The organism is Leclercia tamurae, assembly GCF_025566055.1.
GTDB lineage: Bacteria > Pseudomonadota > Gammaproteobacteria > Enterobacterales > Enterobacteriaceae > Enterobacter > Enterobacter tamurae.
On the sequence record NZ_JAMHKS010000078.1, the window covers coordinates 374458 to 389178 of the forward strand.

Consider the following 14721-nt stretch of genomic DNA (forward strand, 5'->3'; position numbering starts at 1 on the left):
CCGGCAAGCCGGGGTGTTTTGTTTAGCGTGCCACCCGCAAACCGTTCTCCACGCCGCGGCTGAACACCACCTGCCACAGATGAATATCACGGGCGCGAAACGCCCCGGCGCAGGCATTCAGGTAATAGCTGAACATCCGTTTAAATCGTTCGGAATAGTTGTCTGCGATCTCCGGCCAGGCGGCGAGGAAACGTTCATGCCATGCCATCAGGGTCGTATCGTAATCAGCGCCGAAATTATGCCAGTCTTCCATCACAAAATGGGCTTCGCTGGCATTGGCAATCTGGCGAACTGAGGGTAAACAGCCATTCGGAAAGATGTATTTATCGATCCATGGGTCGACGTGATGATCGGTTTTTTGTGAACCGATGGTGTGCAGCAGAAACAGACCGTCCGGCTTGAGGTTGCGATCCACCACCTCAAAATAGGTGCGGTAGTTCTTCGGCCCGACATGTTCAAACATCCCCACGGAGACAATGCGATCGAACTGGTCGCGCAGGTCGCGGTAATCCTGCAGCAGGATGGTGACATCAAGCCCCTCACAGCGCGCCTGAGCCATTTTTTGCTGTTCAGCGGAGATGGTCACGCCCACCACGCTGACGCCATAGTGATACGCCATAAAATGCGCCAGCCCACCCCAGCCACAGCCTATATCGAGCACCCGCATGCCGGGTTTCAACTGCAGTTTTTCGCATATCAGACGTAATTTATCCTGCTGGGCCTGTTCGAGGGTGATCGCCTCTTTCCAGTAACCGCAGGAGTACTGCATGGTGGGGTCGAGCATGCGGCTGAACAGGTCGTTCCCGAGATCGTAATGTTCTTTGCCAACGATCCAGGCACGTTTTTTACTCTGCAGGTTGAACAGGCGGGCGGTGGCGATCCGTAGCGTATCCTTCAGGTGGCTGGGAAGCTGTGTTTCCAGGCCCGCCCGCAGGACGTTGTTGAAAAAGATATCCAGTCGCTCGCACTCCCACCAGCCGTCCATATAGCTCTCGCCAAGACCCAGCGAGCCCTGCTGCAGGACGCGTTTAAAAAAATCGGGGTGTTTAATTTGTAGATCGGAGGATGCCGGGCCGTTGATGGTGATACCCGCGCGGCTCAGCAATTCGTTGACGATCCGGAACCAGTCATCATTCCGGATGCTGACTTCTTCTATACACGATGAACTCATAGCTTCTCCATCACCTGATGTGATCAGAACCCATAAACAGCGTAGACGCTCTTTATGGACAGTGAGAAATTTCACGGGAGTGACCCGTGAGGCTAATATCCGACGTAGAACAGAGGAAGGGAGAGGACCCTTGCCGAAAGGCCATCCATGGTAAAACGGGAGCGCTCCGGCTCCCGTTAACACTTAATATTTGTAGTATTTATCAGAACGCTTCAGTGAGTATAGGACTGATATCGCAGTGATTCAACAGGATATCGTTAGCAAGCTAACTACATATTCTGTCAGGCGCGTGACGATTCGGCCTGCAGGCTGTCATCCCGCTGGCTGGCGGGGATGTACTGCATCCGATAGCCCAGCGCCGCCAGCACCACAGTCACCACCATCACGCTGGTAGTGGTCAGCAGCGGGGTGGCAATCAGCCACGACACCAGCAGGCTCGCCAGGAAGCAGAGACCCAACTGCAGGGTGTTCTGCAGCGCGGCGGCGCTGCCGGTCGCCTGTGGGAAAGGACGCAGGGCCTGGGCCACCACAATTGGGTAGATCGCACCGTTCGCCACCGCCATCAGACAGAAGGGGATCAGCAGCTCAGTCAGACCCACGCCCGGGATAAACCCGACCGCCCAGGTGGCGATCACGCTGACGGCAAACAGGCCCAGCAGCCACGGCAGCATCTGATGACCCTGCCATTTCTGTAGCGCGGCACGGCAGCCATAGCCACCAATCAGAAAGGCGATGGTCTGCGGGACGTAGCTCAGGCCGATCGCCGCCGGGCTGTAGCCCATGTCGCTGAGGATAAACGGCGAGCCGGTCAGCCAGGCGAAGAAGCTCGCAGAGCAGGCGGCATAAATCAGGACGTTGCCGCGATAGGTACGCGAGCGCAACAGCGATATAAAGGTGACGCGTTGTTTAGGTTGTTCATTTTTCACTGCCGCTGGCTTCAGGCTAAAGGCCGGGATCATCAGCACCAGGGTGATAACAAACAGCACCGCAAAAATCGCCTGCCAGCTGAAATGGGCGAGGATCCAGCTGCCGAGCAACGGGGCCAGCGCCGGAGAGAGTCCGACCAGCGGCATGATGGTGGCAAAAATACGGTTAGTGCGCGAGGCCGGGTAGTAGTCGGTCACCAGCGCCTGCCAGGTGACCGCTGCGGCACAAACCCCCACCGCCTGGATGAAGCGCAGCACCAGCAGCCAGGTGGCATCGCGAACCCACAGCATGCCGAGGCAGCCGAGGGCAAAAATGGCTAAGCCCGCCAGTAAAACTGGCTTACGGCCGAAGCGGTCGGACATTGGTCCCCACAGCAGCTGAGCAAAGGCAAAGCCAGCCAGGAACAGGCTCAGGCTGGCGCTGATGGCCGCCGCCGGGGTTTGCAGATTTTCCTGCATGATGGCGAAGGCTGGCAGGTACATATCGGTGGCGAGAAAGCCCAGCACGCTTAAGCCGCCGAGCCAGACTAAAAATCCTTTCCCGGGTGTCATTATTTTATTACTCCGTTTGGGCGCAGGTTTGGGTAGCCGCTGAGTGTAGGGAGTGCAAACCCGCTTGTGAAACGCTAATATTTGGCGGTTGCATTCAAAAATTTTGCAGGCAGAAAATGTGGTCAGAATATTCTCTTGAAGTGGTGGATGCCGTGGCGCGTAACGGCAGCTTCAGCGGAGCAGCGCAGGAGCTGCATCGCGTCCCGTCCGCCATCAGCTACACCGTGCGTCAGCTGGAGGAGTGGCTGGCAGTACCGCTGTTTGAGCGGCGTCACCGCGACGTGGAACTCACGCCTGCCGGGACGTGGTTTCTCAAAGAGGGGCGGTCTGTTATCAAAAAAATGCAGATCACCCGCGAACAGTGTCAGCAGATCGCTAACGGCTGGCGGAGCCATATCTCCATTGCGGTGGATAATATCGTGCGCCCCGAGCGCACCCGGCAGATGATTGTCGATTTTTACCGCCACTTTTCCGACGTCGAGCTGCGGGTGTCGCAGGAGGTCTTTAACGGCGTCTGGGACGCGCTGGCGGACGGCAGGGTGGAGATGGCGATCGGTGCCACCCAGGCGATCCCGGTCGGGGGCCGCTATGCGTTTCGTGATATGGGCACGCTGAGCTGGATCTGCGTGGTCGCCAGCCATCATCCGCTGGCCGCCATGGAAGGGCCGCTCAGCGATGATACCCTGCGCAACTGGCCCTCGCTGGTGCGTGAGGACACCTCCCGCTCGCTGCCGAAACGCATCACCTGGCTACTGGATAACCAGCGGCGGATCGTCACCCCGGACTGGGAATCGTCCGCCACCTGCCTCTCGGCTGGTCTGTGCGTGGGGATGGTGCCGGTGCATTTTGCCCGGCCGTGGATCGACAGCGGGAAGTGGGTCGAGCTGACGCTGGAAAATCCTTTCCCGGATGCGGCCTGCTGCCTGACCTGGCAACAAAACGATATGTCACCGGCCCTGGCCTGGCTGCTGGATTATCTGGGAGACAGTGAAACGATGAACCGGGAGTGGCTGCGGGAGCCAGAGGTGCTGGCTCCCGGAGAGGATTAACGGCGGTAGTCGCGGAACGGGCCATCCGCCACGGAACGGCGTTCGATCAGGCGCGGATGCACCTCAATTGACTGGGACTCTTCGCGCTTATTGACGATACGGTCCAGCAGCATGTTGAAGGCGGTCTCCCCCAGCGAATCTTTTGGCTGGTGGATGGTGGTCAGCGCCGGGGTAAAGAAGCGGGCGTTACGCACGTTATCATACCCGATCAGCGAAACGTCCTGCGGAACGCGCAGGCCCATCTCATCGGCGGCACAGAGCGCACCCATTGCCATAATGTCTCCGCCACAGAAGATGGCGGTCGGGCGCGGACTCTGGGAGAGGATCTGCTGCATGGCGCGGTAGCCGGACTCCGGTTCAAAGTCGCCCTGCACAATCCAGTTTTCCGGGACCGTGATTAAGGCCTCTTCCATCGCTTTCATAAAGCCCGCCAGACGCCCGGCGCCGGTGTTGCGCTCCAGCGCTCCCGGGATCACCCCGATTTCACGGTGACCGCGTTCGATAAGATATCGCCCGGCCATGTAGCCGCCTTCAAAAGCGTTATCGATCACCGAGTCGGTGAAGTCAGCCTTGGCTTCGCCCCAGTCCATCACCACCATCGGAATATTGCGATACTCTTCCAGCATCGACAGCAGGGATTCCGGGTATTCGGAACACATCACCATCAGGCCGTCGACGCGCTTCTGCGCCATCATCGACAGATAGGCGCGCTGTTTTTCCTGGCTGTTCCAGGCGTTGCCGAGGATCAGGGTGTAGCCCTTCTGGAAGCAGTTCTTCTCTACTGCTTCAATAATTTCCGCAAAATAGGGCGCTTCGCTGCTGGTCGCCAGCAGGCCGATCGATTTGGTGTGATTAACCTTCAGACTGCGGGCTACGGCGCTGGGAGAGTAGTGCAGCTCTTTAATGGCCGCCCAGACGTTGTTACGGGTCTCTTCCGCGACAAAGCGAGTTTTGTTAATAACATGTGATACGGTTGTAGTGGAAACGTTTGCGCGTTTCGCCACGTCTTTAATTGTTGCCATCAGATGTCACTCCAGACCATATCTAAGCTCCTGAAAAACCAATAGGTAAACGTTTGCCTTCACTCGCCCTAATTGCGCAATTTGAATTGCGGTACGCCGGGAAAACGACACAGGACGTCAGGAGGGGGTCAATGGCCGGTACGCTAATAAATTTAGCGTGGAATTTTGTCTTATCTTGGCCAAAAGGGGAAGAGCAAAAACCGATATCAATCTAAATCCAGCAAGATTTTTACCCGGAACTGTGTAAAAATGAGCAGGCTCACTCTTCATAGGGTGATTAAAAGGAGAAAAATTGATGAGTACCGATCTTAAGTTTTCGCTGATTACCACCATTATTGTTCTGAGTCTGATTGTTGCCAGCGGTCTGACTGCGGCACTGCACTGATTGATGCGGGAGAGTTCCGCTCTCCCTCGTTCCTGCGCTGATTGTTACGCGCCCGGCAAAAATCTTTTGCCAAATTGTTAACTTCTCATTTTTTGTGATTGGTGTCATGCTTTCGCCTTCATTGTTCTGTGTCGCCTGACGACACGGTGTCTGGAGTTGAAGTATGAGAATCAATTTTCCGCTGCTGGCCCTGGCCATTGGCGCCTTTGGTATCGGCACAACCGAATTTTCCCCGATGGGCCTGCTGCCGGTTATCGCCCGGGGCGTGGATGTCTCAATTCCCGCTGCGGGCATGCTGATCAGCGCCTACGCCATCGGCGTGATGGTGGGTGCGCCGCTGATGACCCTGCTGCTGTCCCATCGCGGTCGCCGTAACGCGCTGATCTTCCTGATGGCGATCTTTACCGTCGGTAACGTGCTGTCGGCGCTTTCCCCGGATTACACCACCCTGATGCTGTCCCGAATTCTGACCAGCCTGAACCACGGCGCCTTCTTTGGCCTCGGGTCGGTGGTCGCTGCCAGCGTAGTGCCGAAGCATAAGCAGGCCAGCGCCGTCGCCACCATGTTTATGGGCCTGACCATCGCCAATATCGGCGGCGTGCCGGCCGCAACCTGGATGGGTGAAGTGATTGGCTGGCGCATGTCCTTCCTGGCCACCGCGCTGCTGGGTGTGGTCTCAATAATCGCGCTGTTCTTCTCCCTGCCAGCGGGCGGGGCGGGTGAAAAGCCGGAGGTGCGCAAAGAGCTGGCGGTCCTGCTACGGCCGCAGGTGTTATCTGCCTTGCTGACTACCGTCCTCGGGGCTGGCGCGATGTTTACGCTCTACACCTACATTGCCCCAGTGCTGCATGATATCAACCAGGCGACGCCGGCCTTTATCACCGTCATGCTGGTGCTGATTGGCGTTGGTTTCTCCATCGGCAACTATCTCGGCGGCAAGCTGGCGGACAAGTCCGTAAGTGGCACTCTGAAAGGCTTTTTACTCCTGCTGATCGTGATCATGCTAGCTATTCCGTGGCTGGCGCGTAATGAAGTGGGCGCGGCCGTGGCGATGGTAGTCTGGGGTATGGCGACCTTTGCGGTGGTTCCGCCGCTGCAGATGCGCGTTATGCGCGTGGCCAGCGATGCGCCAGGCTTATCGTCGTCGGTAAATATCGGTGCTTTTAACCTGGGGAATGCGCTGGGGGCGGCTGCCGGTGGGGCCGTTATTTCCAGCGGGATGGGTTACAGCTTTGTCCCGGTGATGGGGGCGATTATTGCAGCCCTGGGACTTATTCTGGTCTTTGCCTCCGGGCGAAAACACCCCGAGCCGGTTTGCGCCACCGAATAAAATAACGCCGAAGGAGCTCCCTTCGGCGTTTTCATTATGCCGCGAAGTTCTTCGCCACAAATTCCCAGTTTACCAGCGCCCAGAAGTGCTCAAGGTAGTTCGGGCGCGCATTACGGTAATCGATGTAATACGCATGTTCCCAGACGTCGACGGTCAGCAGCGGGGTAGCGCTGGTGGTTAACGGCGTTCCCGCGTTAGACGTAGAGACGATCGCCAGCGTGCCGTCGGTCTCTTTTACCAGCCAGGTCCAGCCTGCGCCAAAGTTCTTCACCGCGGCATCGGTAAACTTCGCTTTAAATTCTGCAAAGCTGCCGAATGCAGTATTGATGGCCGCAGCCAGTTCGCCCGTCGGTTCGCCGCCTGCATTGGGTGCCAGGCAGTGCCAGTAGAAGCTGTGGTTCCACACCTGAGCAGCATTGTTGAACACGCCGCCGTCTGATGTGCGCACGATCTCTTCCAGGGTTTTCCCTTCGAAGGCGCTGCCGCCGATCAGGTTGTTCAGGTTAGTGACGTAGGTCTGGTGGTGTTTGCCGTAGTGGTATTCCAGGGTCTCCGCCGAGATATGCGGGGCCAGGGCGTCTTTTGCATACGGTAATGCAGGTAATTCAAACGACATTGCTTCTCTCCTTATTATAGTGATCCATTTAATAACCCTATTGAATGAAGGGGTAGAGTAGCAAATTGAAAGCGTATGCAAAAGAGGAACTTACCCCGCTGAGACGCCAGCGGGGCAGGGGATTAACGGAGGGTGTTAGCCTTCATGACGCGACGTGCGCCAACGTAATGACGTTGCCAGTAGTCTTCGCTCAGGGAGGTGATCTGAATGTCCTGGCCGGTGCGTGGCGACTGAATAAATTTGCCATTACCAACGTAGACGCCGACGTGATCGGCGGTGCCGCGACCCTGGGTGCGGAAGAACACCAGGTCGCCGCTCTCCAGCTCACCACGATCGACCGGAGAGGCGTCACGCAGGTGGTACATTTCGTTGGCGGTGCGCGGAATGCGGAATTTAACCAGATCTTTATAGGCGTAATAGACCAGACCGCTGCAGTCAAAGCCAGTACGCGGCGAACTGCCACCCCAGCGATAAGGTTTACCAATCTGACCCATCAGCTTATTCATTGCCGTCTTCTGGGCTTTTTGCACCCGGACTTTATGCGCTTCGGCAAGGGTGGTGGTTTTGCTGGTTTTAACACAATGCGCTTTACGCCCTTTGCGGGCAGTGCATTTTTCTGTCACAACGCGGGAAGCGGTTTGCGTGGTTCGGCTGGCGCTGCGGGAGGTGGTTCGGCTTTTTTTACTGGAATTCGTTGACTGTGTTTTAGCGAGGCTTTTTTTGGTGCTGCTCTTTTTACTGGTGCTCTCTTTTTTTGCGGTTTTGCTGGTACTGCTTTTTTTCTTGGGTTCGGTCGCTTTCGCCAGATGCGTTTTATGCGCGGCAGAAGGCCGCGCCTGCTCTGAGGCGTTAGCCATCGGCGTGAATGTGAGAGAAGTAAACAGCAAAGCACAGAGCGTGATCGAGAATGTATTTATTCGCGCCACTGGGCAATCCTCTGGTAATTGCAGGTTATAAATAAACCGGCTTATGATTTACAAAACTCGTCGATTCTAATCTATAAAAAGGCCCGGCGTTAATAAACTTTTTGCATCTAAAACTGTGTTTCGTTAGCAAGTGCAAAAAATCAGAATTTCATTGGGGTGATTTGTGCATTACCTGAACAAAAGCGCCGGTAATCTCGCGATAAGTTAGGTTGTGAATGCAACTTTAAGGGACGCGCGGTAAAATCATATAAGTGACAAAAATGTTATTTTCCGTTGTCGGTCTGAAACGCTACAATGTCAGACGATTGCCGTAACAGAAGTTAAAGGAAGCAAAACATGAGCACTACTATTGAAAAAATTCAGCAGCAGATTGCTGAAAACCCGATCCTGCTGTACATGAAAGGTTCTCCGAAGCTGCCAAGCTGTGGTTTCTCCGCTCAGGCGGTCCAGGCGCTCTCTGCCTGTGGCGAACGTTTTGCTTACGTTGATATTCTGCAGAACCCGGATATCCGCGCTGAGCTGCCAAAATACGCCAACTGGCCGACCTTCCCGCAGCTGTGGGTTGACGGTGAACTGGTTGGCGGCTGCGATATCCTGATTGAGATGTATCAGCGTGGCGAACTGCAACAGCTGATCAAAGAGACGGCTGCGAAATACAAATCAGAAGAGCCAGGCGCCGAGTGATCCACCGCGCCCGGTAAATAAAAAAGCGACCTTATGGTCGCTTTTTTTATGCGTTGTTTTCCGCTTCCGGCAGCGGCCAGCCGCCAAGGCGTTTCCAGCGGTTCACAATTTCACAAAACAGTTCCGTTGTCCGCTCGGTATCGTAGAGGGCAGAGTGCGCCTGGGTGCCGTCAAACTCAATCCCGGCGGTAATGCAGGCTTTCGACAGTACGGTTTGTCCCAGCGCCAGCCCGCTTAATGCGGCGGTATCGAAGGTGACAAACGGGTGGAACGGGTTCCGCTTCAGTGACGCACGCTCGGCGGCGGCCATCATAAAGCTGTGATCGAAGGTCGCGTTATGCGCCACCATAATGGCCCGATTACAGTTCTGGTCTTTCATGCCCTTGCGCACCATCTTGAAAATGGCATGCAGCGCGTCATATTCGCTGACCGCCCCACGCAGCGGGTTATGCGGATCGATGCCGTTAAACGCCAGTGCCTCAGGCTGCAGATTGGCCCCTTCAAAGGGTTCAACGTGGAAGTGTAGCGTGGCGTCCGGCAGCAAATCGCCCTGTTCATCCATTTTCAACGTGATGGCGGCAATCTCCAGCAGCGCATCGGTTTTGGCATTAAATCCAGCGGTTTCGACATCAATGACTACAGGATAAAAACCACGAAAACGGTCGCACAGACCGGTAAGTTGAGCGTTATCGGACATCTGGATCTCTTACAAGGGGAAAAAAGCAGTGGGCATTATGGCAAATTTTGCAATGAGATGCAGTAAAACAACGGGCGCATGGCGCGCCCGCAGGGATCAGTTGCCCAGACCGCGACCCGCGTCTTTGGCTTCGATCAGTTCGATTTTGTAACCGTCTGGATCTTCAACAAACGCGATCACCGTGGTGCCGCCCTTAACCGGACCCGCTTCACGGGTGACGTTGCCGCCGTTGCTACGGATACGCTCACAGGCTTCGGCCGCGTTATCCACTTCCAGCGCGATATGGCCATAAGCGTTACCCAGGTCGTAGCTCTCAACGCCCCAGTTATAGGTCAGTTCGATAACCGCTTCGTCGCTCTCCGGGCCGTAGCCGACAAAGGCCAGGGAGTATTTGTACTCCGGGTTTTCGCTGGTGCGCAGCAGGGACATGCCCAGTACGTTGGTGTAGAACTCGATGGAACGTTGCAGGTCGCCAACGCGCAGCATGGTGTGAAGTAGGCGCATATTATCCTCTTAGCTTTTTATCATCTTGAACAGAAACGATGTTTTAGTATAGCGGCGAATCGTCGCCGCTATCAATGAAGGGATTATAAAGAAGGGTAATCGGTATAACCTTCCGCGCCGCCGCCGTAGAAGCTCTCCGGACGCTGCGGGTTCAGCTCGGCTTTACGCTCCAGGCGCGCCACCAGATCCGGGTTGGCGATGTAGGCGCGGCCAAAGGCCACGGCATCAATCAGCCCCTTGTTGATCAGATCTTCTGCTTTTTCCGGCGTATACGCGCCTGCACCGATGATCACGCCCGGGAAGCGGTCGCGCACTTTCTGGCGGAAGGCGTCGGTGTATGGCTCACCACCCGCCCAGTCTGGCTCGGACATGTGCAAGTAGGCGATGCCGCGTTTAGCCAGCTCTTCGATCAGGTACAGCGCATCGGCTTCTTCGTTCGGCCCGTTGTCGACATTCTGGAACGAACCGATAGGCGAGACGCGGATCCCGATGCGATCGGCGCTCCACTCTTTTGAAACAGCATCAATCACTTCCAGCACCAGACGGGCGCGGTTTTCTACGCTGCCGCCGTACTGATCGGTGCGCTGGTTAGAAGACGGCGACAGGAACTGGTGCAGCAGATAGCCGTGGGCACCATGCAGCTCGACCAGGTCGAAACCGGCTTCACGGGCATTGGCGACCGCCTGGCGGAAGTCGTTGACGATGCCAGGGATCTCGTCCAGCTCCAGCGCGCGCGGGGTGGTGGTGTCGACGCGGATCGCGTGGCCATTTTCATCGCGCAGGGAGGTGCGGGTTCCCGCGTTGAGGGCAGAGGCCGAAACCGGCGCTTCGCCGCCAGGCTGGATGCTGCTGTGCGAGATGCGGCCGGTGTGCCACAGCTGGACCGCGATGCGGCCATCTTCGGCGTGCACGCCGTCGGTGATTTTCTTCCACGCCGCGATCTGCTCCGGGCTGTGCAGGCCAGGTGCGCCAGCATAGCCTTTGGCCTGGGCGGAGATCTGAGTGGCTTCAGAGATGATCAGACCCGAGCTGACGCGCTGGCGATAGTATTCGCCCATCAGTGGGGTGGGGATATCCCCCGGCTCAATGCTGCGCAGACGCGTAAGGGGTGCCATAAAGACACGGTTTGGTGCAACGATCGCGCCCACTTTAAGCGGGGTAAATAATTTTTCGGCTGACATAGTGGCTCCTGAGTAGACCGGTCGTCTAGTAATTCATGAAATAAAAACGCCTGTTAAACGCCAGGCGTAGCAATGATGTTTTTAACATGGTCCAGTGCGCTCTCCAGCGGCAGCGCACTGCGGGATATTTTGGCCTGCAGGTTGGCGCCCAGCCACAGGGAGTAGAGCACCTGCGCCTGTGTGAGCGGTTCGCCAGTGAAAGCGAGTGACTTCTCATCCCGGCCTTTCGCCAGCGCCTGCGCCAGCAGGGTGATCACACCCGTGGCCCCTTTATCCATCGCGGTGCGCATATCTTCGGAGAGATCGCACACTTCGGCAGACAGTTTCACCGTCAGACAACCGCTAATAATGCCCTGGGCACAAAACTGGGCCAGCGTCTCCTGATAATAAGCCAGAACACGATCCCGACAGTTGCCCTCGCCGCTGGCGAAATGCGCCGCCAGGCGCTGATGGTAACCCGCATAGTGGCGCTCCAGCAGCGCCACGCCAAACGCCTCTTTAGAGCGGAAGTAGTGGTAGAACGACCCCTTCGGCACATCGGCGGTTTTCAGCAGCTCGCTCAGCCCCATTCCGGTAAACCCGCGGTGCATGCAAAGCAGCTCCCCGGTTGCCAGAAGGTGTTCGCGTGTATCGTGTTCAGTATGCTTATTCATGCCGTCAATGTAGTAGACCAATCGGTCTAATGCAAGCCTTATGTTCGACGGCAGTGGCTGAGCAGATCCATTTCCGGCTGATAGACCGACGTCTGGATGTTCATCATCCCCAGCATCGTGGAGAACAGATTGTCCTGCGAGACTGTCTCTTTCGCCGCCCGATCGCGCAGACACTGCTCGTCAACGCCGAAGCTCTGTTGGTAGTTCCTGGACAGCCAGAACATAAACGGAATGTGGGTCTGCTGCTCCGGGGCCAGCAGGTACGGCGTGCCGTGCAGATACAGGCCATTTTCCCCCAGCGATTCGCCATGATCCGAGAGATAGACCAGCGCCGTGTTCATCGTCCCCTGGCGAGCTTTCAGGGCAGCGATGGTTCTGCTCACCACGCTGTCGGTATACAGGATGGTATTGTCGTAGGTATTCATCAGCGCCTGATGATCACAGTCCTGGATCTCATTGGTGTCGCAGGTTGGGGTAAAGCGACGGTACTGCGCCGGGTAACGTTGATAGTAGGCCGGGCCGTGGCTGCCCATCAGGTGGATCACCAGCACCGAATCCTGTTTCAGGCCATCCAGCGTCTCATTCAGGCGGTAAAGGTCCACGTCATCGATGCAGGATTTATCCTTACAGAACTGATCCAGCTTCCACTGGGTCATGTCGGTGTGGGGAATACGGTTGCAGGCGCCTTTACAGCCCCCGTCGTTATCCCGCCACAGGAGGTTGATCCCGGCGTGATTCAGTACATCCATTAACCCTTCCTGGTGATGCGCCAGGTCGGCATCGTATTTTTTGCGCGGCATCCCGGAGAACATGCAGGGCACGGAGACGGCGGTTTCGGTGCCGCAGGAGGAGGCCTGCGGGAAGTTAATCACATTCTCTTTTTTCAGCTCAGGGTTGGTCTCACGGTGGTAACCGTTCAGGGAGTAGTTCTCCGCCCGGGAGGCTTCCCCGATCACCAGCACCAGCACGGTCTTTTTCTGCTCCGCCAGCAGCACCGGGCCTTTACGGGCATCTTCACCGAGGCGGATTAAGGTCTGATCGCCGGCGAACCAGCGGGCCTTGCTGTATTTGGCGATGGCGCTGACGTAGTTAGCCGGCGTGACCATTTTGACGATGCCTTTGTTATTGCGAAACAGGGAGGCGTAGTCCTTATAAAAGACCGCCGCCACCAGCACAATCACCACTGTGCTTCCGAGAATGGCCGCGAGACGCATCAACAGGATCTGCCACCACTTGCCGGGGCGAATGCGGATCATCGCCAGCACGCTGGCAGGCACCAGCCCGGCGACAACCAGCCACAGCACCAGCTGCGGGGTGACCAGCGCCGTGGCTTCCTGGGAGTTGGTCTCAAAAACGTTGACCATCATGTTCTGGTCGATTACCGCGCCGTAGGTAAACATAAACCAGGTCGCCGCCGCGCAGCCGAGGGTAAGCAGCACCAGCAGCGGTTTGCGGATCAGCGGGATATTCAGGATGCTGAATACAATCACCCAGCCGCAGAACAGCACCAGCGGCACGGTGAGGGCGAAGAGCACGTCATGCAGTCGGGCGGGGGAGATCACCTGCCAGCTGCGATGAATAAACAGGGCATTTAACAGCGTAAATAAGAGGGCACAGCCCAGCGTGAATCTGGTGTCGTTACACTGTAACTTTTTTAAGGTCAACATCATCATTAAACCTGCATCGTATTGATGAGGCGAGTATAGGGAGCGAAGATTAGTGAAACCTTAATGCCACAATTCTGTGATTGACGCCTTGCGTTACCCCGGCTTAAGGTCTTCACTTTACTCAATCTTGGGTGTCGGGAGGGTCGTGTGGCTGAACAACTGGAGTTCTTTCCCGTCCAGAGTCCCTGCCGGGGTATCTGCCAGTCTGACGAGCGGGGGTTCTGTCGCGGCTGCATGCGCAGTCGGGAAGAGCGTTTTAACTGGCAATCCTTTAGCGATGCCCGGAAGCAGGAGGTCCTGCGCCTGTGCCGTCAGCGTCTGTTGCGTAAATTACGCGCAAACAAAGCCCCCGAAAGCGAAGAACCGCAGCAACCCTCACTTTTTTAGCGCCGCAAATGCGTATACTCTCCCCAGACTTTTTTTAAGGAAATTGCTATGGTTCAGCGTATTACCCTTGCCCCGCAGGGCCCTGAGTTTTCTCGTTTTGTGATGGGTTACTGGCGTCTGATGGACTGGAACATGTCCGCCCAACAGCTGGTCAGCTTTATTGAACAACATCTTGATCTAGGGATCACCACCGTAGACCATGCCGATATCTACGGCGGCTACCAGTGTGAAGCGGCCTTCGGTGAGGCCATGAAGCTCTCTCCCGCGCTGCGTCAGCGGATGGAGATCGTCACTAAATGCGGCATTGCTACCACGGCTAAAGAAGCGCATGCCATCGGCCACTACATTACCGACCGCGACCACATCATCAGCAGTGCAGAGCAGTCCCTCACCAATCTGGCCACCGATTATCTTGACCTGCTGCTGATCCATCGCCCCGATCCGCTGATGGATGCCGACGAGGTTGCTGAAGCCTTCCTCGCCCTGCACCAGAGCGGCAAGGTGCGCCATTTCGGCGTGTCCAACTTTACCCCGGCGCAGTTTGCCCTGCTCCAGTCGCGTCTGCCGTTCACCCTGGCGACCAACCAGGTCGAAATTTCGCCGGTATACCAGCCACTGCTGCTGGACGGGACCCTCGATCAGCTCCAGCAGCTGCGCATCCGGCCGATGGCCTGGTCCTGCCTCGGCGGCGGTCGTCTGTTTAATGACGAATCCTTCCAGCCTTTGCGCGATGAACTCGCTCAGGTCGCCCAGGAGCTGAATGCCGAAACCATCGAGCAGGTGGTGTACGCCTGGATTTTACGTCTGCCGTCGCAGCCGCTGCCGATTATCGGGTCCGGTAAAATCGAACGGGTGCGTTCAGCCCTGGCGGCAGAGCAGCTGCAGATGACGCGCCAGCAGTGGTTCCGCATCCGTAAAGCCGCGCTGGGTTACGATGTGCCGTAATTCCGTATTTATCTGACTTTCCGGTG

16 protein-coding genes are annotated in these 14721 nt (G+C 56.7%); 6 read left to right on the top strand and 10 right to left on the bottom strand.

Going from position 1 to position 14721, the window contains the following annotated elements:
- Positions 1-22: 22 nt before the first annotated feature.
- Both cfa and punC read right to left on the bottom strand, forming a co-directional pair.
- Complete coding sequence (gene cfa / locus M8318_RS21725) at positions 23-1171, bottom strand: cyclopropane fatty acyl phospholipid synthase (RefSeq protein WP_262664457.1); 1149 nt, start codon at positions 1169-1171, stop codon at positions 23-25.
- Between the two features lie 281 nt (positions 1172-1452).
- Positions 1453-2649: a purine nucleoside transporter PunC gene (punC, locus tag M8318_RS21730; protein ID WP_262664458.1), complete on the bottom strand. Its 1197-nt coding sequence runs from the start codon at positions 2647-2649 to the stop codon at positions 1453-1455.
- 116 nt (positions 2650-2765) lie between these two features.
- Between punC and punR the strand changes: the two genes are divergently transcribed.
- Entirely contained in the window at positions 2766-3698 is a 933-nt protein-coding gene (gene punR / locus M8318_RS21735; RefSeq protein WP_261643062.1) for a DNA-binding transcriptional activator PunR, read from the top strand.
- Here the strand turns inward: punR and purR are convergent.
- Entirely contained in the window at positions 3695-4720 is a 1026-nt protein-coding gene (gene purR / locus M8318_RS21740; protein ID WP_106993691.1) for an HTH-type transcriptional repressor PurR, read from the bottom strand. The genes punR and purR overlap by 4 nt on opposite strands.
- A 295-nt stretch (positions 4721-5015) precedes the next feature.
- Between purR and cydH the strand changes: the two genes are divergently transcribed.
- Complete coding sequence (gene cydH, locus M8318_RS21745; RefSeq protein ID WP_106993692.1) at positions 5016-5105, top strand: cytochrome bd-I oxidase subunit CydH; 90 nt, start codon at positions 5016-5018, stop codon at positions 5103-5105.
- 163 nt (positions 5106-5268) lie between these two features.
- Positions 5269-6435, top strand: coding sequence for an MFS transporter (locus M8318_RS21750; protein WP_262664462.1), 1167 nt, complete (start codon positions 5269-5271; stop codon positions 6433-6435).
- Between the two features lie 34 nt (positions 6436-6469).
- On the opposite strand, the gene sodB is transcribed toward M8318_RS21750, so the two are convergent.
- Both sodB and M8318_RS21760 read right to left on the bottom strand, forming a co-directional pair.
- The gene (sodB, locus tag M8318_RS21755; RefSeq protein WP_262664463.1) at positions 6470-7051 is read right to left on the bottom strand and encodes a superoxide dismutase [Fe]; all 582 of its coding nucleotides are present in this window, start codon (positions 7049-7051) and stop codon (positions 6470-6472) included.
- 122 nt (positions 7052-7173) lie between these two features.
- On the bottom strand, positions 7174-7977 hold the full coding sequence (locus M8318_RS21760) for a C40 family peptidase (RefSeq protein WP_106993695.1): 804 nt from the start codon (positions 7975-7977) through the stop codon (positions 7174-7176).
- A 336-nt stretch (positions 7978-8313) separates the two neighbouring features.
- Here M8318_RS21760 and grxD point away from each other — a divergent pair, with 336 nt between their 5' ends.
- Positions 8314-8661, top strand: coding sequence for a monothiol glutaredoxin 4 (gene grxD / locus M8318_RS21765; protein WP_032617810.1), 348 nt, complete (start codon positions 8314-8316; stop codon positions 8659-8661).
- A 46-nt stretch (positions 8662-8707) separates the two neighbouring features.
- Here grxD and rnt read toward each other — a convergent pair whose 3' ends face one another.
- The 5 genes from rnt to eptA all read right to left on the bottom strand — a co-directional run bounded on the left by rnt (position 8708) and on the right by eptA (position 13363).
- A complete protein-coding gene (gene rnt / locus M8318_RS21770; protein ID WP_262664464.1) occupies positions 8708-9358 on the bottom strand; it encodes a ribonuclease T in 651 nt (216 codons plus the stop codon).
- Between the two features lie 96 nt (positions 9359-9454).
- Positions 9455-9862 carry a lactoylglutathione lyase gene (gene gloA, locus M8318_RS21775; protein ID WP_262664465.1) on the bottom strand — a complete coding sequence of 136 codons (408 nt, stop codon included), beginning with the start codon at positions 9860-9862 and terminating at the stop codon, positions 9455-9457.
- Between the two features lie 83 nt (positions 9863-9945).
- Positions 9946-11043 carry an alkene reductase gene (nemA, locus tag M8318_RS21780; RefSeq protein ID WP_225758956.1) on the bottom strand — a complete coding sequence of 366 codons (1098 nt, stop codon included), beginning with the start codon at positions 11041-11043 and terminating at the stop codon, positions 9946-9948.
- Between the two features lie 53 nt (positions 11044-11096).
- Entirely contained in the window at positions 11097-11696 is a 600-nt protein-coding gene (locus tag M8318_RS21785) for a TetR/AcrR family transcriptional regulator (protein WP_262664466.1), read from the bottom strand.
- Between the two features lie 38 nt (positions 11697-11734).
- Positions 11735-13363 (bottom strand): phosphoethanolamine transferase EptA, encoded by a 1629-nt coding sequence (gene eptA / locus M8318_RS21790; protein ID WP_262664467.1) that lies wholly within the window; start codon positions 13361-13363, stop codon positions 11735-11737.
- A 147-nt stretch (positions 13364-13510) separates the two neighbouring features.
- Here eptA and M8318_RS21795 point away from each other — a divergent pair, with 147 nt between their 5' ends.
- Both M8318_RS21795 and M8318_RS21800 read left to right on the top strand, forming a co-directional pair.
- Positions 13511-13750: a DUF1289 domain-containing protein gene (locus tag M8318_RS21795; RefSeq protein ID WP_262664468.1), complete on the top strand. Its 240-nt coding sequence runs from the start codon at positions 13511-13513 to the stop codon at positions 13748-13750.
- A gap of 48 nt (positions 13751-13798) precedes the next feature.
- The gene (locus M8318_RS21800; protein WP_262664470.1) at positions 13799-14695 is read left to right on the top strand and encodes an aldo/keto reductase; all 897 of its coding nucleotides are present in this window, start codon (positions 13799-13801) and stop codon (positions 14693-14695) included.
- The last annotated feature ends 26 nt before the right edge of the window (positions 14696-14721 follow it).

Bases quoted from the DNA above. Each gene is read 5' to 3' on its own strand.
- punC (WP_262664458.1), bottom strand. From the start codon at position 2,649: ATGACACCCGGGAAAGGATTTTTAGTCTGGCTCGGCGGCTTAAGCGTG.
- M8318_RS21750 (WP_262664462.1), top strand. From the start codon at position 5,269: ATGAGAATCAATTTTCCGCTGCTGGCCCTGGCCATTGGCGCCTTTGGT.
- eptA (WP_262664467.1), bottom strand. From the start codon at position 13,363: ATGTTGACCTTAAAAAAGTTACAGTGTAACGACACCAGATTCACGCTG.
- M8318_RS21785 (WP_262664466.1), bottom strand. From the start codon at position 11,696: ATGAATAAGCATACTGAACACGATACACGCGAACACCTTCTGGCAACC.
- nemA (WP_225758956.1), bottom strand. From the start codon at position 11,043: ATGTCAGCCGAAAAATTATTTACCCCGCTTAAAGTGGGCGCGATCGTT.
- gloA (WP_262664465.1), bottom strand. From the start codon at position 9,862: ATGCGCCTACTTCACACCATGCTGCGCGTTGGCGACCTGCAACGTTCC.
- cfa (WP_262664457.1), bottom strand. From the start codon at position 1,171: ATGAGTTCATCGTGTATAGAAGAAGTCAGCATCCGGAATGATGACTGG.
- sodB (WP_262664463.1), bottom strand. From the start codon at position 7,051: ATGTCGTTTGAATTACCTGCATTACCGTATGCAAAAGACGCCCTGGCC.
- cydH (WP_106993692.1), top strand. From the start codon at position 5,016: ATGAGTACCGATCTTAAGTTTTCGCTGATTACCACCATTATTGTTCTG.
- purR (WP_106993691.1), bottom strand. From the start codon at position 4,720: ATGGCAACAATTAAAGACGTGGCGAAACGCGCAAACGTTTCCACTACA.
- grxD (WP_032617810.1), top strand. From the start codon at position 8,314: ATGAGCACTACTATTGAAAAAATTCAGCAGCAGATTGCTGAAAACCCG.
- M8318_RS21800 (WP_262664470.1), top strand. From the start codon at position 13,799: ATGGTTCAGCGTATTACCCTTGCCCCGCAGGGCCCTGAGTTTTCTCGT.
- rnt (WP_262664464.1), bottom strand. From the start codon at position 9,358: ATGTCCGATAACGCTCAACTTACCGGTCTGTGCGACCGTTTTCGTGGT.
- punR (WP_261643062.1), top strand. From the start codon at position 2,766: ATGTGGTCAGAATATTCTCTTGAAGTGGTGGATGCCGTGGCGCGTAAC.